The organism is Pseudomonas sp. PDM21, assembly GCF_014852505.2.
GTDB lineage: Bacteria > Pseudomonadota > Gammaproteobacteria > Pseudomonadales > Pseudomonadaceae > Pseudomonas.
In genome coordinates, this window is sequence record NZ_CM181223.1 from 49,681 (window position 1) to 68,243 (window position 18,563).

The window sequence follows — 18,563 nt, forward strand, 5'->3', positions numbered from 1 at the left end:
GCCTGACAGACGTTGGCCGATTTTCCAGGGTATTTCGGCCATCATGCGGCGCTTCGCCTCCTCCTCCCTGCTGCAGAGCTTCCAGGCGCACTATGCGGACCTGATGCGCTTCCTTGCCCGCAGGCTGGGGGACAACCAACGCGCCGCCGACGTTGCCCAGGACACCTGGCTGCGTCTGGCCGACCACCCCGCCGAAGCCGAGGTGCAGGACCCGCGCGCCTACCTGTTCCGCGTGGCCGGCAACATTGCCATCGACAACCTGCGCCGCGAGGGCCGGCTGGCCGAGCTGCATGTCGACGAATCTGCTGCCAGCGACCTGAGCGATCCCGTGTCCGGGCTGGAGCACCGCCTGCTCGCCCATGAGGCGCTGGAACATCTGGACGCTGCCCTCGACCAGTTGCCGACGAATGCCCGCGAGGCGCTGCTGATGAACCGCCTCGACGGCCTCACCCACGCGCAGATCGCCCTGCGCCTGGGCGTGTCCGAGAGCATGGTGGGCAAGTACATCGTTCAGGCCATGCGCCACTGCCGCGACTGGGCGCAGCGCCAGGAGGGCACGCCATGAGCCGCGTGGAGCTATCCCTCTCGGATGAGGCCATCGAGCGCCTGGTACAGCTGCAGTCGGGCAGTGCCGGGGCCGCCGAGCGCATGGACTTCCTGCGCTGGCGCGGACAGAGCGCGGAGCACGAGCTCGCCGCCCGCGAGGCCGAAGCCTTGTGGGGCGCGTTGCCGGAAACCCGCAGCGCCCAGCGCTATCGCCAGCGTGCGCGGCGCCCTCGTCGCCTGCTGGCGCTGGCCGCCGCTGCGTGTGTCGCCGCTATCGCGGTGACCATCGCCCTGCCCGAGCCGCTGGCCGGGCTGTATTCCGACTATGCCACCCGCACCGGCGAGCGGCGGATGCTGGAGCTGGCCGACGGCAGCCGCGTCTGGCTCAACAGCGACAGCGCGCTGTCCGTGGACTTCAGCCCGCAGCAGCGGCGCCTGCGGCTGCATGGCGGCGAGGCGTTGTTCGAGGTGGCCAAGGACCCGGCACGGCCCTTCATCGTCGAAGCCAGAGGCGGCGAAGTCCGTGCCGTGGGTACTCGCTTCGATGTCGACAGCCGTGGGCCGCAGGTTCGCGTGGACGTGACCGAAGGTGTGGTCCAGGTGAACAGTGCCGGCAGCGCGCCGGTGCGGCTGTCCGCCGGCGAGCGCCTGAGCTACCGCGACAGCGCCGCGCCCGAACCGGTGCAGCTGCTGGACCTGTCCAGCGCCAGTGCCTGGCAGCGCGGCAAGCTGATCTTCAACCAGCGCCCGCTGGGCGAGGTGCTCGATGAACTGGAACGCTACGTGCCCGGCCGCATCGTGCTGACCGACAGCGCCCTGCGCCAGCACAAGGTCAGCGGCGTGTTCGACCTGCAGGACCCCGGCGCCCTGCTCAAGACCCTGGAGCGGTTGCAGCCGGTGAGCGTTACCCACCTGCCCTGGCTGGTACTGATCCGCCCCGCCCCGAAAGCCTGATCGGAGCCTCTTCGGAGGATGGCGTGGAGCGCAGCGATACCCATCATTTCCGGCTCGGGCTCAGCATGGGTATCGCAAGCTCCACCCATCCTACGACTACAGAGCCGGGCGGAGCCGTAGGGCGAATAACGCCCCGGCGTTATCCGCCGCGCACGCGGTATCGGCGAATGAAGCGTGCCGCTTCATTCGCCCTGCGAGAGCGATGACCGTCCTCTCACACAAGAAAATGAAAATTTTTTGCATTTAGCACTGCAAGGTTTGCCCGGCCGTTTCGTCGTAGGCAGGAACGCGAAAAATTCTCACTACGCGACCCTGCCCACACAAGAACGGATTTCACCCGCATGCACTACCGTCCTTCCCCGCTGCACCGCGCGCTGTTGCTGGCTTCCCTGCTCGGCACCGCCGCTCCCCTGGCCCATGCGGCCGGTTCCGCCGCCGTCGAACTGCACATCGCCCCGCGCAGCCTGGACAGCGCGCTGACCCAGTTCGCCGACCAGGCCGGGCTGCACCTGCTGTTCAACTCCGAGGACATCCAGGGCCTGCAGAGTGAAGGGCTGGACGGCACCTACAGCACCGAGGAGGCGCTGAACCAGTTGCTGTCCGGCAGCGGCGTGAGCTGGCGCTTCACCGACGAGCGCACCGTGCTGCTCAAGCGCGAGAAGGACGACTCCGCGGCCCTGAGCCTGGCGCCGATGCAGATCAGCGTGGCGGCGCGCACGCCCACCGAGATCAGCTCGATCCCCGGCACCGTCTGGGTGGTGGACCAGACCCAGCTGCGCGAGCAGCTGGACACCGGCGTGAGCCTCAAGGAAGCCGTCGGCAAGCTGGTCCCCGGCCTCGATCTGGCGCCGGAAGGCCGCACCAACTACGGCCAGAACATGCGCGGGCGCAACGTGCTGGTGATGATCGACGGCGTCAGCCAGAACAGCTCGCGCGGCCTGTCGCGCCAGTTCGACAGCATCTCGCCGTTCAACGTCGAGCGCATCGAAGTGCTCTCCGGCGCCAGCGCCATCTACGGCGGCGGCGCCACCGGCGGCATCATCAACATCATCACCAAGAAGGGTGCGGCCGGTGATACCCGCTTCGAAACACAACTGGGCGCCACCAGCGGCTTCAACAACAGCGACGACCTGTCGACCCGCGCCGCCCAGTCCATCAGCGGCGGCAATGACAGCGTGGTCGGTCGTCTGGGCGTCTCGGCGGAAAAGAACGAAGCCTTCTACGACGGCGCCGGCAACCAGATCTTCATCGACAACACCCAGACCGACCTGCAGTACAACCGCACCGTCGACGTGATGGGCAACCTCACCGCGCAGTTCACCGACGAGCAGAGCCTCGACCTGCTGGCGCAGTATTACGACTCGGGCAACGACGGCAGTACCGGCATCTACTTTCCCAACCTGAAGTACCAGGGCCCGTCGAACCTGGAAGACGCGGAGATTCGCAGTGGTCTGGACACCGATCTGGAGCCGCGCTCGCGCCGTGTACTGCTCAACGCCAACTACCACCACAGCAACCTGCTGGAGCAGGACTTCTACCTGCAGGCGTACTACCGCAAGGAAGACGACAACTTCTATCCCTTCCCCTACTACAACACCGGCAAGCCCACCGGTTCCAAGGGCGTGTACTTCGCCGGCTCGCAGCAGAATTTCGAGGTCAGCGGCCTCAAGGGCCTGTTCAGCAAGCAGTGGGATTCGCTGAAGTTCACCTACGGCGTGGACTTCGACCACGAACGCTTCAACGCCGAGCAGAAGGTCTTCGACCAGCGCCTGTCTTCCGAGAGTGGCGGCCTGGACCTGGAAACCGCCAGCAGTGCGCCGCGCTACCCCAGCTACATCGTCGACGGCCTGTCGGTCTACGGCCAGCTGGACTGGAAGGCCACCGAGAACCTGACCATTTCCGGCGGCGCCCGCCACCAGAAGATGGACGTGGAGGTGGACGACTTCAAAGGCGTGCCCGGCGGCAGCAACGACTACCAGGTCAACCTGTTCAACCTCGGCGCGATCTACGACTTCAAGAACGGCCATCAGGTCTGGACCAACTACAGCGAAGGCTTCGACCTGCCCGATCCGGCCAAGTACTACGGCAAGGCCGGCCTGTCGGTGGACGACAACCCGCTGGCCGGCATCAAGAGCCGCCAGGTCGAGACCGGCTGGCGCTACAGCGACATGCAGTGGCAGACCCAGGCGGCGGTGTATTACATCTGGTCGGACAAGATCATCACCACCGACATGGCAACCCTGACCATCGACGTGCAGGACCAGAAGAGCCGCGACTTTGGCTTCGAGGGTGCGGTCACCCGCTACTTCGAGAATGGCTGGCAGGGCGGCACCACGCTGCACCTGGTGCGCTCGGAAGAAGAGGATGCCGATGGTGACTGGATCAAGCGCGATGCGCGCTATGCGTCGCTGTCCAAGTCCACCGCGTTCGTCGGCTGGAGCGACGGCACCCGCAGTGCCCGCCTGCAGGGCCAGCACGCCTTCAACCTGAAGGACGATGCGGACCACGAGATCGACGGCTACACCACCTTCGACCTGATGGGCGAGCAGAAGACCGGTTTCGGCACCTTCAGCGCCGGTATCCAGAACCTGCTGGACAAGCAGTACAGTACCGTCTGGGGCCAGCGCGCCGCGCTGTTCTATTCGCCGACCTACGGGCCGGCCTACCTCTACGACTACCAGGGTCGCGGTCGTACCTTCACCCTGGGCTGGAGCCTGGAATACTGAGTGCCTGGAAATTCAGAGCCAGAAAGCTCTCTACCCAAATCTCTCTACCTGAAAAGACTCAGGCCACCTTTCCGGTGGCCTGATCGAGGGTTTCCACAATGCCGCCGCTGAGGCTTCGGCAGTGGCATAAAAGCACTTCGCCGAGCAGCTGCAACGAAGGCGTGGCGAAGTAGTCCAGCAGCGCCTCCTCGTCCTTCCAGCTGCCCTGCAGCAGCCACGGCTGGCCGTTCTCACGGGCCACCAGCTGGCAGCGCAGGCATCCCGGCGCGCGGCGTGCGCCGTCGACCAGGTTGTCGATCAGGGCGCCCAGCTCCGCCTCGTGGCCCTGCCGGGGATGGATCTGCAATTCGTGTTCGATGGAAGTTTGCCAGTGCATGTCCTGTCCTCCGCGTTCCAGGAAGAAGCCCGAGGTGGCTCCTCGGACGACTGACAGGAAGCTTACGGCGCGGCCAGCACCGGGCGTTATCCGGATGCTGTCACCTTCTTGCCTGATCCTGCGGGACATTCGTCGCAGTCTGAAACCGGGTGTTTCCGCGCCATTTCCGGCCCTTGCACCGCCACGGTGCGCGACCCGATGCCGGGATCGCTTGTCCATTCCTGCCGATTGCTTGCCTGATCCTCCAGCGGCTGCCTTACTGTCACACGCGCGCATGCGTCGTGGGCGTAAGCTTCGTGCGCCGCCACTGGAGGTCCTGTGCATGTCCCAGTCCGTTCCCGCCTTTGATCCCATCGCCGCCGGCCGCCAGGAGCTGGCCGACATCATCCAGCGCCACTGCCAGGGTGAGGGTCTCTTCGAAACCGCCATCGATTCGCTGCTGGTCGCGCGCGGCGACTGCCCCAACGAAGGCCGCATGCCGACGCTCTACCGCCCTGCCCTGTGCGTGATCGCCCAGGGCTGCAAGGAAGTGCGCCTGGGCAGCGAGGTCTATCGCTACGACGAACTCAACCTGCTGGTGGTGTCGGTGACGCTGCCGGTCTCCGGCCAGGTCATCGAGGCCTCGCCGGACAGGCCCTACCTGTCCATCCGCCTGGACATCGACCCCGGCGAGCTGACCCGGCTGATCGCCGAGGCTGGCCTGGCCGGCACCGCGCCGCGCCCGGCCAGCCGCGGCATCTACCTGCAGCGCCTGGATTGCACCGTGCTTGACGCCCTGCTGCGCCTGATGCGCCTGCTGGACACCCCGCGCGACATCGAGATGCTGGCACCGCTGTTCGTCCGCGAAATCCTCTACCGCCTGCTGCGCGGCCCGCAGGGCCACCTGCTGCACGACCTGGCGATGACCGACAGCCAGACCCACCGCGTCACCCGCGCCATCGAGTGGCTCAACCGCAACTACGACAAGTCGCTGCGCATCGAGGACCTGGCCCGCGAGGTGAACCTCAGCGTGTCCACCCTGCACCACCGCTTCAAGGAAGTGACCGCGCTCAGCCCGCTGCAGTACCAGAAGCAGCTCCGCCTGCAGGAAGCGCGGCGGCTGATGCTGTCGGAAGGACTGGAAGTGGCGGTGGCCGGGCATCGCGTCGGTTACGAGAGCCCGTCGCAGTTCAGCCGCGAGTACAGCCGCCTGTTCGGCGCGCCGCCGCTGCGCGATCTGGCGAGCCTGCGCGGAGCGTTGGGCAGCGAGGCGGTGCCGGCCTGAGTGCGTGTCCCGTTCTGCATCGGTGCGCTGGTTTTCCCCCTCACCCCAGCCCTCTCCCTCAGGGAGAGGGGGCCGTTTGGCGTGCAGCGAGACGGCGGAGTCAGTCGGCGAGCACCGAGTTTTCAGAGCGCTCGGGACAGTCCCCTCTCCCTCTGGGAGAGGGTTAGGGTGAGGGCATGCCCAGGCACCTGAAGCCAGGCATCAGCGCTCGTAAAGCTCCAGCGGCAGGTCGTCCGGGTCGGCGAAGAAGGTGAAGCGCTTGCCGGTCAGCTCGTCGTCGCGGATCGGCTCGCAGGCCACGCCTTGGCTCTGCAGGTGGTCCACGGCGCTCTCCAGGTCGTCCACGGCGAACGCGAGGTGGCGCAACCCCTGCGCCTCCGGGTAGGACGGCCGCGTCGGTGCGCCGGGGAAGGAGAACAGCTCCAGCCGCGCATCGCCCAGCTCCAGGTCGAGCTTCCAGGAATCGCGGGCGGTGCGGTAAGTCTCGGCGACCACCTTCAGGCCCAGCACCTGGGTGTAGAAGTGCTTGGAGCGCGGGTAGTCCGAGCAGATCAGGGCGACATGATGGAGGCTGTGCAGCAGGGCCATGGGCGGTTCTTCCCGGTGGGTCGGAGCGCTCTATCCTGACAGCCGTGCCCCGACGGTCAATGCTGGCGCTGTGAAGTCGGTCGCCAACGACGCTGGAGTGATGGCAGTGCGCCTGCTAGCATCCCGCCGCCCACTCCCATAAACGGTCGACAGGATGTCCCCCGTACGGCCGCACCTGAAAGGACTCAGCATGAAAAAGACCGCCCTGGCCATCGCCATTCCCGTTGCCATCGTCGGCGCCGCCGTTGCCGGCGCCTGGTACACCGGCAGCCGCGTCGAGCAGGAAGTGAACCGTGGCATCACCGAAGCCAACGAATTGTTCCAGCAGGAAGCCCCCGGTCTGGGTGCCTATCTGACTCTGGTGGACATCCAGCGCGGCCTGCTCTCCAGCACTGCGCGCTATAACCTGACCTTCACCGGCAAGGAAGGCGAGCCGCCGCAGACCCTGGTCTTCACCGATCACCTTGAGCATGGCCCCTTCCCCGCCTCGCGCCTGGCGGCCGGCAAGCTGGCGCCAGTCATGGCGCAGAGCCATTTCGCCCTCGAGCAGAACGAGCTGACCGCCCCGCTGTTCACCGCTGCCGGCGGCAAGGCGCCGCTGTCCGGCGAGCTGACCATTCACTACGACCAGAAGCAGGAAGGCAGCGTTGAAACCGCCGCCCTGCAATTCGCCAAGGACAGCGACAAGCTGCGCCTGTCCCCGGCCAAGGTGACTTTCAGCGTTTCCGCCGACAAGAAGGACGTGAGCGCCGTGGGCAACCTCGCCGAGGTCGACCTGGACTTCACCGACGAGAACACCGGCCAGCCGGCGCGCGTGCAGATGCGCGACCTGGGTATGCAGGGGGACAAGAAGGAAAACGCCAACGGCTTCGCCCTCGGTCCCAGCTCCGCCACCATCAAGAGCCTCAACATCAAGTCGCCGGGTGCACCGGAAGTCGAACTGCGCGAAGCCGTGGTCGAGGAAGTCCTCAAGCAGGGCGGCAAAGGTCTGGACCAGAGCGTCTCCTACCGCATCGGCAAGGTCGTGGTGCAGGGTCAGGAAATCGGCGGCGTGAAGCTCGACCTGAGCCTGCGCAATCTCGATGAAGGCGTGCTCAAGACCTTCAAGGAATCCTACAACAAGATGGCGCTGGACAGCCTGGAAAGCACCGAGCTGACCCCGGCCCAGGAAGAGGAACTCAAGCGCCTCGGCCTGGCCCTGCTGGAAGGCTCGCCGGTGCTGTCGCTGGACGAGCTGTCGCTGCAGACCAGCCATGGCGTGGCCAAGGCCTCCCTGTCGGTCGACCTGCGCAAGCCGAATGCCGCCGCTGCGACGCCTGACGAGATGGCGCGCAGCATCCTGGCCGCGCTCAAGGCCGACCTGAAAGTGGACAAGGCGGTGATCGGCGACATCGTCGCCCTGCAGGGTTCGCTGGGGGGCGAGGCGGCCGGCAGCGTCGACCCGGTAGCGCTCAAGCAGCAGTCCGATGCCATGACCGACCTGTTCAGCGGCATGGCCCTGAACTCGCAGTGGGCGGTGCTCGACGGCAACGCGCTGTCCAGCTCGCTTGCCTACGCCAACGACCAGGTGAAGTTCAACGGCAAGGACATGAGCGTGCCGGAATTCATGGCCTTCGCCATGGGTTCCGCTCAAGGCCTGGGCCTGGGCGGCGGCGCCGCTGCTGGTGTGGAAGAAGAGCCGCAGGAAGAAAGCGTCGAATAAGCTTCGCCCGAAACGAAAAAAGCCCGGCATTCGCCGGGCTTTTTTCTGGGGGCGGATCACGCAACGGAACTGCTCAGCTCCCTGCAGGAGTGGGGAGCACTCAGCGGGCGCTACGCACGCCTTCAGCCAGCTGACGGCACAGGCCGAGCACGCTCTGCACCGCGTCGGCGGAGCTGGTGGCTTCGGCGATCTTGTCGATCAGCGCCGAGCCGACCACCACGCCATCGGCCAGGCGCGCGATGCTCGCCGCGTGCTCCGGGGTGCGGATGCCGAAACCGATGGAGACCGGCAGGTCGGTGTGGCGACGCAGGCGCGCCACGGCTTCCTCGACGTGGTCCAGGGTCGCCGCGCCAGCGCCGGTCACCCCGGCCACCGAAACGTAGTAGACGAAGCCCGAGCTGCCGTTGAGCACGGTCGGCAGGCGCTGGTCGTCGGTGGTCGGCGTGGTCAGGCGGATGAAGTCCAGGCCGGCGGCCTGGGCCGGGTCGCAGAGGTCTTCGTTGTGCTCCGGCGGCAGGTCCACCACGATCAGGCCGTCGACGCCGGCCTCTTTCGCATCGGCGATGAACTTGTCCACGCCGTAGTAGTGGATCGGGTTGAAGTAGCCCATCAGCACCAGCGGCGTGGTGCTGTTGTCCTGGCGGAATTCGCGGACCATCTTCAGCGTCTTGACCAGGTTCTGGCCGTTGCCCAGGGCGCGGATGTTGGCCAGCTGGATCGCAGGGCCGTCAGCCATCGGGTCGGTGAACGGCATGCCCAGTTCGATCACGTCGGCGCCGGCCTCGGGCAGGCCCTTGAGGATGTCCAGAGAGGTCGAGTAGCCCGGATCGCCTGCGGTGATGAAGGTCACCAGGGCGGCGCGGTTCTGCTCTTTGAGTTCGGCGAAGCGGGTCTGCAGGCGGCTCATGCTTGCGGCTCCTGTTGCATGTGGTGCATGACGGTCTGCATGTCCTTGTCGCCACGACCGGACAGGTTCACCACCATGATGTGGTCCTTGGGCAGGTCCGGCGCGCGCTTGAAGACTTCGGCCAGCGCGTGGGAGGACTCCAGTGCGGGGATGATGCCTTCCAGGCGGCAGCACTGGTGGAAGGCTTCCAGCGCTTCGTGGTCGGTGATCGAGGTGTACTCGACGCGGCCGATGTCATGCAACCAGGCGTGTTCCGGGCCGATGCCGGGGTAGTCCAGGCCGGCGGAGATGGAGTGCGCGTCGATGATCTGGCCGTCCTCGTCCTGCAGCAGGAAGGTGCGGTTGCCGTGCAGCACGCCCGGCACACCGCCGTTCAGACTGGCTGCGTGCTTGCCGGTCTCGATGCCGTGGCCGGCGGCTTCGACGCCGATAATCTGCACGCTGGCGTCATCGAGGAACGGGTGGAACAGGCCCATGGCGTTGGAGCCGCCGCCGATGCAGGCGACCAGGGAATCGGGCAGGCGCCCTTCCTTCGTGGCCAGCTGCTCGCGGGTTTCCTTGCCGATCACGGCCTGGAAGTCGCGGACCATCGCCGGGTACGGGTGCGGGCCGGCCACGGTGCCGATCAGGTAGAAGGTGTTGTGCACGTTGGTCACCCAGTCGCGCAGCGCTTCGTTCATCGCGTCCTTCAGGGTGCCGGTGCCGGCGGTGACCGGGATCACCTCGGCGCCCAGCAGCTTCATGCGGAACACGTTGGCCTGCTGGCGATCGATGTCGGTGGTGCCCATGAAAATCACGCATTCCATGCCGAAGCGCGCGGCCACGGTGGCGGTCGCCACGCCGTGCATGCCGGCGCCGGTCTCGGCGATGATGCGTTTCTTGCCCATGCGCTTGGCCAGCAGGATCTGGCCGATGCAGTTGTTGATCTTGTGCGCGCCGGTGTGGTTCAGCTCTTCGCGCTTCAAGTAGATCTTCGCGCCGCCGCAGTGCTCGGTCAGGCGCTCGGCGAAGTACAGCGGGCTCGGACGGCCGACGTAGTCGCTCTGGAAGTAGGCGAGCTCCTTCTGGAACTCCGGATCTTCCTTGGCCTTCTCGTACTCGCGGGCCAGGTCGTGGATCAGCGGCATCAGGGTCTCGGCGACGTACTGGCCGCCAAAGTGGCCGAACAGGCCCTTGGCGTCTGGACCGGTGCGCAGTGTGGACATGGGAAGGCTCCTTGGGTCTCTTGGCGGCAAGGCACTGGGCGCTGCCGCGTGAATTTTCGTAGGGCGCATAACGCGCCAGCGTTATCCGCCCTACCGGGTCGACCGCGCAGCGAGTTGGCTGATGCTCCTACAAGTGCTGCTCAGGATACGGCTGTGTGATGACGGGGAAAAGCGATAAGATCGCCACAACCTGTCAGGAAAACTCACAGATAGAACGCCATGAGCCGAGACCTTCCGCCGCTCAATGCCCTGCGCGCCTTCGAAGCCGCTGCCCGACTGCGCGGCGTGAGCGCAGCGGCTGATGAGCTGAGCGTCACCCACGGGGCGATCAGCCGGCAGATTCGCCTGCTCGAAGACGAGCTGGGCGTGACTCTGTTCGTCAAGGAGGGGCGCGGCGTAAAACTCACCGATGCCGGTGTTCGCCTGAGCGAGGTCGCCAGCGATTCCTTCGAGCGCCTGCGCAGCGTCTGCGCCGAACTGCGCCGCCAGGCCGGCGGTGATGCGCCCTTCGTTCTCGGTTGCCCCGGTAGCCTGCTGGCGCGTTGGTTCATCCCGCGCCTGGACCGCCTGAACCGTGACTTGCCGGACCTGCGCCTGCAACTTTCCGCCAGTGACGGTGACCTCGATCCGCGCCGTGGTGGCCTCGACGCCACCCTGTGCTTCGCCACGCCGCCCTGGCCGACGGACATGCGCGTGCTGGAGCTGGCGGTGGAAAGCATCGGCCCGGTACTCAGCCCGCGCTCCCCGCGCTTTGAGCAACTGCGCGCGGCACCCGCCGGGGCGCTGCTGGGTGAGTCGCTGCTGCATACCGTCTCTCGCCCGCAGGCGTGGCCGGAGTGGGCCGCACGCCATGGCCTGGACCCGATGCGGCTGAAGCTCGGCCAGGGCTTCGAGCACCTCTACTATCTGCTGGAAGCCGCCGTGGCGGGTCTCGGGGTGGCCATCGCACCGCAGCAACTGGTGGCCGACGACCTCGCCGCTGGCCGCCTCGCCGCACCCTGGGGCTTCGTCGAAACCACGGCGCGGCTGGCTCTGTGGGTCCCCGAGCGTCGCGCCGACCCGCGTGCCGAACGCCTGGCGCGCTGGCTGCAGCTGGAGCTGAACGGCCGCGCGTAAAGTCTGAACCACCCCCGTTTGCCGTCGGTCCACCCCTCTACTACTGTCCATTGGGCGCGCTGGCATTCTGCCTGTGCGCCGCCAGACCCAGGAGAGAGGCAATGTCCAATCACCACACCTACAAGAAGATCGAGCTGGTCGGCTCCTCGCGCACCAGCATCGAGGATGCGATCAACAACGCGCTGGCCGAAGCGGCCAAGAGCATCGACTTCCTGGAGTGGTTCGAGGTGGTGGACACTCGCGGGCACATCGAGAACGGCGCGGTGGGGCACTACCAGGTGACCATCAAGGTCGGCTTCCGCATCGCCAACAGCTAGATCGCCTGCGGCTCGAGCCTGTTTGTCGAGGGCCATTTTTCACGCGGCTCTTTTGTCACGTGCCGCTGCCATGTTGGCGAGGCGCGTGGTCGTGCGTACCGGGGTAGCCCGGTTTTCCGGCCCGTTCGGGCCTTTTCTGTGAACGACGAGGGAGCGTTACCGATGAAGAAGTTCCTGATCGCTGTGGGGGTCTTCGCCCTGGCTGGCAACGTCTTTGCCGCCGGCAAGCCGTGCGAAGAGCTGAAGTCGGAAATCGATGCGAAGCTCAAGGCCAAGGGCGTTGCTTCGTACAGCCTGGAGGTCGTCGACAAGGGCAGCGCGGGCGGCAAGCAAGTCGTCGGCACCTGCGAAGGCGGCACCAAGGAAATCGTCTACTCCAAGTAAGCGCCTGGATGTGCAACGAGGCCGGGTTCCGCGAGGGGCCCGGCCTTTTTCATGGTCTGCAAAAAGCTGAACCCACGGGTGCGGACCGGCCTCGAAAGTCCTGACTGCAACCCACGCGGAGGACGCGACATGAAGAAATCGGCATCGGCCCACTGGCAGGGCGGTCTGAAGGACGGCAAGGGCACGATCTCCACCGAGAGCGGTGCGCTCAAGTCCCAGCCTTATGGCTTCAACACCCGCTTCGAGGACGCGCCGGGGACCAACCCGGAAGAACTGATCGGTGCAGCTCACGCCGGCTGCTTTTCCATGGCGCTGTCGATGATGCTCGGCGAGGCCGGCCTGACGGCCGAGAGTATCGATACGAAGGCCGAGGTCAGCCTGGAAAAGCTCACCGACGGTTTCACCATCACCGCTGTGCACCTGACGCTGAAGGCGAAGGTGCCGGGCACCGACGCGCAGACCTTCCAGGCCATTGCCGACAAGGCCAAGGCAGGCTGCCCGGTCTCGCGGGTGCTCAACGCGCGCATCACCCTCGACGCCAGCCTCGAATGAGCCTGCGGGGCACTCTGTCCGGCGGTTGCGGTCCACCGTTAGGATAGGGTGCCCCGCCGTGGGGCTATGACGAGGGACTGTGATGACGACGATGAAGTGGGCCGTGGCGACGGGCGTGGCGGTACTGCTGGCGAGCGGCGCGAGCTGGGCGGCGGTGAAGCCCTGCGAGGAGCTCAAGGCCGAGATCGAGACCAAGATCCAGGCCGCCGGGGTGACCTCCTACACCCTGGAGATCGTGGACAAGTCCGAGGTGAAGGACCCGAACATGGTGGTCGGCACCTGCGACAACGGGCAGCGGCGGATCATCTACCAGAAGAACGACAGCTGAGTCCTGCGCGCGGGTGCCCGGTTGTAGGAGCGCGCCATGCGCGCGATCGCGGACATGGCCCGCTCGTACCGGGAGAGGCCGATCAGAGCGGCTGCGAACGCCTTTGATCTAGAACGGCCCGCAGCGCACCGCTCCCTGGAAATCCGTCTTCGCCACCAGCTTGCCATCGGCGTCCGTCAGCAGCGCCAGGGCGCTGCGCAGTTGCGGGCGCAGCTCCAGCCGGTAGCGCTGGCCGGCGGCGAAGTCGTCGTAGGTCACCTTGACCCGGCAGGTCAGCTCCGAAGGGTCGGTCATCTGGCCCATGCCGCCGCCGCTGGAGACTTCGTACTGGAAGCGCACCACCAGCTCGTGGCGTCCCGGCGTCACCTGGTAGAAGCGGCCGTCGTTCACCGACTGGCCATCCAGGCGCTCGGCCATCAGCGTCTTGCCTGGCGTGGTGTAGAGGTCGATCCAGGCCATCTGCGGGTCGTGGGCCGGCAGCGGGCTGGCGCAGCCGGCGAGCAGGGCGATGCCCAGGGGTAGGAGGCCGGGGAGATGACGCGGGCGCATGGAGGCTCACCGTGGGATGGATTCACCCCACAGCATACCCCGCTCAGGCCTTGGCGCAGCCCCGTTCGCGGCCGCGGGCGATTTCGCCGCCCTGGGCGTCGTAGAGCTTGGCCCAGGGGCGGAAGCCGATGCTGCCGGTCTCCAGGCGATAGCGCTGGCCAGCGCTGAATTCCTTGTATTGCACCGTCATTTCGCAGTCGCGCCAGAGCGCCTCGTCCACCGGGCCGATGTCCACCGGTTCGACCTGGAACTGGAAGCGCACACGCAACTCGTGGGAGCCCGGGTCGACCTCGAAGTAACGGGTGCTGGACCATTCCTTGTTGTCCACTTCCATGGCCGCCAGGTCGCTCTGGCTATTGGTGTCCAGGTCGACCCAGGCGCGGTTCGGGTCCGGCTGGGGCATCAGCATCGAACAGCCGCTCAGGGCGAGCAGGCCGGCAGGTATGAGGAGGGCGCGCATCGGGGGTGGCTCCTGGGTCGAGGGGGCGGCAGCGAGCGGACCAGGCCCTGTGCTATGTTCCGCGCATGCCCTTCCGCCTTCTTATCCCGACACTCGACAGCCGCCTGTGCCGCTGGGTTCCCTGCCTGGCCATCTGGGCGCTGAGCGGTTGTTCCACCGTGGGGTATTACGGGCAGCTGGCGGACGGTCAGTTGCGCCTGCTCGCCGCCCGCGAGCCCGTGGCCGAAGTGGTCGCCGACCCGACCCGCGACCCCGCCTTGCGCCAGCGTCTCGAGCTGTCCCAGGAAGCCCGCGCCTTTGCCAGCGCCGAGCTGGGCCTGCCGGACAACCAGAGCTACCGCCTGTATGCCGACATCCACCGGCCCAACGTGGTTTGGAACGTGTTCGCCACGCCGGAGCTGTCGCTGCAGCCGCTGACCCACTGCTTCCCCATCGCCGGCTGCGTCGCCTACCGCGGCTACTACGGCGACCAGGGGGCGCAGGCCGAGGCCAAACGCCTCAAGGAACAGGGGCTGGACGTCTATGTCGGCGGCGTGGAGGCCTATTCGACCCTCGGCTGGTTCGACGACCCGATCCTCAGCAGCATGCTGCGCTGGGGCGACCAGCGCCTGGCCGAAACGATCTTCCACGAGCTGGCGCACCAGAAGTTCTACCTGCCCGGCGATACGGCGTTCAACGAGTCCTACGCCTCCTTCGTCGAGGCCGAGGGCGGTCGCCGCTGGCGAGAGGCGCGCCATCTGCCGGACGAAGCGCCGTTACTGGCCGAGCAACGCAAGCGCTTTACCGAGCTGGTGCTCGATACCCGCGAGCGCCTGCAGGCGCTTTACGCCAGCCCACGCAGCGACGCCGAGAAGCGCGTCGGCAAGCAGGCCGAGTTCGAGCGTCTGCGCCGCGACTACGCGCGGATGCGCGATGAGGATTGGGGCGGCAAGGCGCCCTTCGACGCCTGGGTCAACGCTCCGCTGAACAACGCCAAGCTGTTGCCCTTCGGCCTCTACGACCAGTGGGTGCCGGCCTTCGCGGCGCTGTTCGCCCAGGTCGGCGGCAACTGGCCGGCGTTCTATGCGCGGGTGGAAAAGCTCGGGGCGTTGCCGCCGGCAGAGCGCAAGGCGGCGCTGGAAAAGCTGAAGGCGGGGGAGTTCGTCAGCTTCCGGTGAGCACTTCTCCGGGGCTCGTTCGCGAGCAATAACCAGGCTCCCCCTCGCTCCTGCAGGTTGAAGAGCGTCACTCCGGCCTGTCCGGGCTATGCAGCGGCAAATCCAGCTGCACGCGGCGGCGCAGCCACGGGCTGGGCCGGTAGCGCGCCTCGCCGTAGCAGACCTGCAGGCCCTGGAGAATGGTGAGGATTCGCGCCGCGCCGTAGTGCTCGCCGAAGGCCAGCGGGCCCAGGGGGTAACCCAGCGCCAGTTGTACCGCGCGGTCCAGCGTCACCGGGGTGGCTATGCCGCGCTGGGCGATCTCGCCGCCGAGGTTGACGATGCCGGCGACCACCCGCTGGCTGATGAAGCCGGGCGAATCGTTGATCACTTCCACCGGCACGCCGTCGCTGCCCAGCGCCTGGCGCGCCTGGGCTTCGAGCTTGGGGTCGAGCGCCGGCTGGCGCATCAGCACGCGGCGGCGGTCCAGTTCGGTGAAGGTCTCCAGCGCCAGGCTGCGTTCCGGCGGCAGGCCGAGGGCGTCGATGCGCGTGCTGGCGTCCACGCCCAGCGGGGTGACCAGGCAGATGGCGCGGGACGACGGTGCTTCACCGGTCTCCAGCACCACGCCGCCCAAGGTGAGGATCGCCGCCACGCGGTGGCGCAGCTCCGGGTCCTGGCTGTCGAGCCAGTACGGGCGATTGAGCAACACGGTTTCGTGCTGTTCCTCGGGCTCGCGCACGGCCTGGCTGTCACGATAGCGGTAGAAGCCCTCGCCGCTCTTGCGCCCCAGCAAGCCGCCGGCGACGCGCTGCGCGGCCAGCGGCGACGGGGTATAGCGTGGATCCTGGTAGAACTGCTGGTAGAGCGACTCCATCACCGCGTGGGACACGTCCAGGCCGGTCAGGTCGAGCAGCTCGAAGGGCCCCATGCGAAAGCCCACTCCGTCGCGCAGGATGCGGTCGATCTGCGCCGGGCTGGCGATGCCTTCGCCGAGGATGCGCAGGGCTTCGGTGCTGAAGGCGCGGCCGGCGTGATTGACGATGAAGCCGGGGCTGTCCGGCGACACCGCCGGGTAGTGCCCGGCCTGCTCCGCCAGCCGGCTCAGGCGGCGCACCACCGACTCGCTGGTGCGCTGGCCGCGCACCACCTCAACGATGCGCATCAGCGTCACCGGGTTGAAGAAGTGGAAGCCGGCGACCCGCTCCGGGTGCTGGCAGCGCGCGGCGATGCGGGTGACCGAGAGCGACGAGGTGTTGCTCGCCAGCACGGCATCCGGCGCCACACGTTTTTCCAGCTCGGCGAGCAGCGCCTGCTTGGCGCCGAGGTCCTCGATAATGGCCTCGATCAGCAGGTCGCAGTCGGCCAGCTCGTCCAGGCTGTGGGTCGGCAGCAAACGCTGCATCGTGGCGTCGAGGCCGTCCGCGGCGAGCTTGCCCTTGGCCACCGCGCGCTCCAGCAGCTCGCGATTGAAGGCCAGGGCCTGCTCCACGGTCTGCGGGTTGCTGTCGTACAGGCGCACTGTCCTGCCTGCGCTGGCGAACAGCTGGGCGATGCCGCGGCCCATGGCCCCGGCGCCGATCACGCCAATACGGTGGAAGGACTCGGTCATGCTGCGGGTCTCGTCGTGCGCACCTGCTTCAACCATAGACGCTGTGCTCACGCGGTGGTCCTTTTGGCCAGTTCCAGGTCACGCAGTTGTCGGCGCAGCAGCTTGCCGACACTGGTCTTGGGCAGCTCGTCGAGCACCTCGACGAAGCTCGGCACCTTGTAGCCGGTGAGGTGCTCGCGGCAGTGGGCGATGATCTGCGCCGGCGCCAGCGTCTCGTCCTTGAGGCTGACGAACAGCTTCACCGATTCGCCCTTGCGCTCGTCCGGTACGCCGATGGCCACGCACTCGCGTACGCCGGGGTGGCGCATCACCGCGTCTTCCACCTCGTTGGGGAACACATTGAAGCCCGAGACCAGGATCATGTCCTTCTTGCGGTCGACGATCTTCAGCATGCCGTCGGCGTCCAGTTCGGCGATGTCGCCGGTCTTCAGCCAGCCGTCGGTGGTGAGCACCTGGGCGCTTTCCTCCGGGCGCTGCCAGTAGCCCTGCATCACCTGCGGGCCGCGTAGCCAGAGTTCGCCGGGCTGGTCGGGGCCGGTGTCGTTGCCCTCCTCGTCGACGGTGCGCAGCTCGGTGTCTACCAGCGCCTGGCCGACGTAGCCCTCGCGGTACGGGCTCAGCAGCGTGCCGGTGGAGACCACCGGCGATGCCTCGGTGAGCCCGAAACCTTCGCGCGCCGGTGCGCCGGTCAGCGCTTCCCAGCGTCGGCCGACCTCTCGGTTCAGCGGCGCGCCGCCGGAGGTCACCCACTTCAGGTGGCTGAAGTCGATGCTGGGGAAATCCGCGTGGTTCATCAGGCCGACGAACAGGGTGTTGATCCCGCTCATCAGGGTGAAGGGATAGCGGCGCATGGCGCCGATGATTTCGTCGAGGTTGCGGCCGTCGCGGATGAACACCGTGTGCAGGCCCATGCCCACCGAGGACAGGCAGTTCGTGGCGAAGGCCATGATGTGGTAGAGCGGCAGCGGCGCGATGCGCACGTCGGTGGCCGGCTCCAGCAGGCCGGGGCGCAGGAACAGTTCCAGGGTCTGGATGACGTTGGCGATCAGGCAGCGGTGGCTGAGCATCGCGCCCTTGGAGACGCCCGTGGTGCCGCCGGTGTACTGCAGCAGCGCGAGGCGATCCAGGCCCGGCTCGGTGTCCACTGGCGGCGCTTCGGCGCCCAGGCGCAGGGCCTGCTGGAAGCGCGTGCAGTCGGCCTCGTCGCTGTCGAACTGCGGACGCTCGATGTCGTCGATCGAGGTCAGCAAAAGCTGTCGAACATCGCTGTGCGCTTGCACCCCGCGCAGTAGCGGCAGCAGGCGGTCGAGCAGCAGCACGGCGCTGGCGCCGGAGTCGGCCAGTTGATGGCGCAGCTCGCTGGCGGTGTATTGCGGGTTGGTGTTCACGAGCACCACGCCTGCCTTCAGCGCGCCGAAGGTGGCAATGGGGTACTGCAGCGAGTTGGGCAGCATCAGCGCCAGGCGGTCGCCGGGTTGCAGGCCGGCGTGGTGGCGCAGGTAGCGGGCGAAGGCATCGGCCTGGCGCTCCAGCTCGGCGAAGCTCAGGTGGCTGTCGCCGCAGGAAAACGCCAGGCGCTGGGGGAATTCGCGGCAGGCATCGCGCAGCAGGTCGTGGAGATTCTGGTAGGCGTGACGGGCGAGCTCGCGGGCCACGTGACCGGAGGGTTGAGCAGACATCGACTTCTCCGTTTCTTTTTCGAGCCTGTAGTGGCTCTGGATTCGAATTGTTGTTCTGCACAGCGAAACATCGTGTCGAAATCGATGGTATGCGATAGGCTAGCCCGGCGCAACGAGCACACGCGGACCGCTGCGTGGCGACTGGGCGATCTGCTATCGTTC

Annotated in this window: 19 protein-coding genes; 11 read left to right on the forward strand and 8 right to left on the reverse strand. The window is 67.0% G+C overall.

Features of this window, described 5'->3' with window-relative positions:
• The first annotated feature begins 43 nt into the window (after positions 1-43).
• The 3 genes from IB275_RS00225 to IB275_RS00235 all read left to right on the forward strand — a co-directional run bounded on the left by IB275_RS00225 (position 44) and on the right by IB275_RS00235 (position 4,226).
• On the forward strand, positions 44-565 hold the full coding sequence (locus IB275_RS00225; RefSeq protein WP_192294320.1) for a sigma-70 family RNA polymerase sigma factor: 522 nt from the start codon (positions 44-46) through the stop codon (positions 563-565).
• Positions 562-1,500, forward strand: a complete 939-nt coding sequence (locus tag IB275_RS00230; protein WP_192294318.1) for a FecR family protein — start codon at positions 562-564, stop codon at positions 1,498-1,500. The genes IB275_RS00225 and IB275_RS00230 overlap by 4 nt, the downstream gene beginning before the upstream one ends.
• A 341-nt stretch (positions 1,501-1,841) precedes the next feature.
• Positions 1,842-4,226: a TonB-dependent receptor gene (locus IB275_RS00235; protein WP_192294316.1), complete on the forward strand. Its 2,385-nt coding sequence runs from the start codon at positions 1,842-1,844 to the stop codon at positions 4,224-4,226.
• A 58-nt stretch (positions 4,227-4,284) separates the two neighbouring features.
• Here the strand turns inward: IB275_RS00235 and IB275_RS00240 are convergent, their stop codons facing one another.
• Entirely contained in the window at positions 4,285-4,602 is a 318-nt protein-coding gene (locus tag IB275_RS00240) for a putative quinol monooxygenase (RefSeq protein ID WP_192294314.1), read from the reverse strand.
• Between the two features lie 322 nt (positions 4,603-4,924).
• Between IB275_RS00240 and IB275_RS00245 the strand changes: the two genes are divergently transcribed.
• Positions 4,925-5,866, forward strand: a complete 942-nt coding sequence (locus IB275_RS00245; protein WP_081518942.1) for an AraC family transcriptional regulator — start codon at positions 4,925-4,927, stop codon at positions 5,864-5,866.
• Positions 5,867-6,067: 201 nt separating this feature from the next.
• Here the strand turns inward: IB275_RS00245 and gloA2 are convergent, their stop codons facing one another.
• On the reverse strand, positions 6,068-6,454 hold the full coding sequence (gene gloA2, locus IB275_RS00250) for an SMU1112c/YaeR family gloxylase I-like metalloprotein (protein WP_192294312.1): 387 nt from the start codon (positions 6,452-6,454) through the stop codon (positions 6,068-6,070).
• 190 nt (positions 6,455-6,644) lie between these two features.
• Here gloA2 and IB275_RS00255 point away from each other — a divergent pair, with 190 nt between their 5' ends.
• Positions 6,645-8,156, forward strand: coding sequence for a YdgA family protein (locus IB275_RS00255; protein WP_192294310.1), 1,512 nt, complete (start codon positions 6,645-6,647; stop codon positions 8,154-8,156).
• A gap of 100 nt (positions 8,157-8,256) precedes the next feature.
• On the opposite strand, the gene trpA is transcribed toward IB275_RS00255, so the two are convergent.
• Both trpA and trpB read right to left on the reverse strand, forming a co-directional pair.
• The gene (gene trpA / locus IB275_RS00260; RefSeq protein WP_192294308.1) at positions 8,257-9,063 is read right to left on the reverse strand and encodes a tryptophan synthase subunit alpha; all 807 of its coding nucleotides are present in this window, start codon (positions 9,061-9,063) and stop codon (positions 8,257-8,259) included.
• A complete protein-coding gene (gene trpB / locus IB275_RS00265) occupies positions 9,060-10,268 on the reverse strand; it encodes a tryptophan synthase subunit beta (protein WP_192294306.1) in 1,209 nt (402 codons plus the stop codon). Before trpB ends, trpA begins: the two co-directional genes overlap by 4 nt.
• Before the next feature lie 219 nt (positions 10,269-10,487).
• On the opposite strand from trpB, the gene IB275_RS00270 reads away from it, so the two are divergent.
• The 5 genes from IB275_RS00270 (at position 10,488) to IB275_RS00290 (ending at position 12,965) form a co-directional block, all read left to right on the forward strand.
• Positions 10,488-11,384 (forward strand): LysR family transcriptional regulator, encoded by an 897-nt coding sequence (locus tag IB275_RS00270; protein ID WP_192294304.1) that lies wholly within the window; start codon positions 10,488-10,490, stop codon positions 11,382-11,384.
• Positions 11,385-11,485: 101 nt separating this feature from the next.
• Positions 11,486-11,701 (forward strand): dodecin, encoded by a 216-nt coding sequence (locus IB275_RS00275; protein WP_017518905.1) that lies wholly within the window; start codon positions 11,486-11,488, stop codon positions 11,699-11,701.
• 162 nt (positions 11,702-11,863) lie between these two features.
• Positions 11,864-12,085, forward strand: a complete 222-nt coding sequence (locus IB275_RS00280) for a DUF1161 domain-containing protein (RefSeq protein WP_081518936.1) — start codon at positions 11,864-11,866, stop codon at positions 12,083-12,085.
• A 129-nt stretch (positions 12,086-12,214) separates the two neighbouring features.
• Positions 12,215-12,637 (forward strand): OsmC family protein, encoded by a 423-nt coding sequence (locus IB275_RS00285; protein WP_138213407.1) that lies wholly within the window; start codon positions 12,215-12,217, stop codon positions 12,635-12,637.
• 91 nt (positions 12,638-12,728) lie between these two features.
• The gene (locus IB275_RS00290; protein WP_192294691.1) at positions 12,729-12,965 is read left to right on the forward strand and encodes a DUF1161 domain-containing protein; all 237 of its coding nucleotides are present in this window, start codon (positions 12,729-12,731) and stop codon (positions 12,963-12,965) included.
• Positions 12,966-13,073: 108 nt separating this feature from the next.
• Here the strand turns inward: IB275_RS00290 and IB275_RS00295 are convergent, their stop codons facing one another.
• Together IB275_RS00295 and IB275_RS00300 are read right to left on the reverse strand one after the other, a co-directional pair.
• Complete coding sequence (locus IB275_RS00295; RefSeq protein WP_192294302.1) at positions 13,074-13,514, reverse strand: PA0061/PA0062 family lipoprotein; 441 nt, start codon at positions 13,512-13,514, stop codon at positions 13,074-13,076.
• A 43-nt stretch (positions 13,515-13,557) separates the two neighbouring features.
• Positions 13,558-13,974, reverse strand: coding sequence for a PA0061/PA0062 family lipoprotein (locus IB275_RS00300; RefSeq protein ID WP_017517676.1), 417 nt, complete (start codon positions 13,972-13,974; stop codon positions 13,558-13,560).
• 65 nt (positions 13,975-14,039) lie between these two features.
• On the opposite strand from IB275_RS00300, the gene IB275_RS00305 reads away from it, so the two are divergent.
• On the forward strand, positions 14,040-15,131 hold the full coding sequence (locus IB275_RS00305; RefSeq protein WP_192294300.1) for an aminopeptidase: 1,092 nt from the start codon (positions 14,040-14,042) through the stop codon (positions 15,129-15,131).
• 67 nt (positions 15,132-15,198) lie between these two features.
• On the opposite strand, the gene IB275_RS00310 is transcribed toward IB275_RS00305, so the two are convergent.
• Complete coding sequence (locus tag IB275_RS00310) at positions 15,199-16,722, reverse strand: 3-hydroxyacyl-CoA dehydrogenase (RefSeq protein WP_192294298.1); 1,524 nt, start codon at positions 16,720-16,722, stop codon at positions 15,199-15,201.
• 47 nt (positions 16,723-16,769) lie between these two features.
• Positions 16,770-18,401, reverse strand: a complete 1,632-nt coding sequence (locus tag IB275_RS00315) for an AMP-binding protein (RefSeq protein WP_192294296.1) — start codon at positions 18,399-18,401, stop codon at positions 16,770-16,772.
• Positions 18,402-18,563 lie beyond the last annotated feature (162 nt).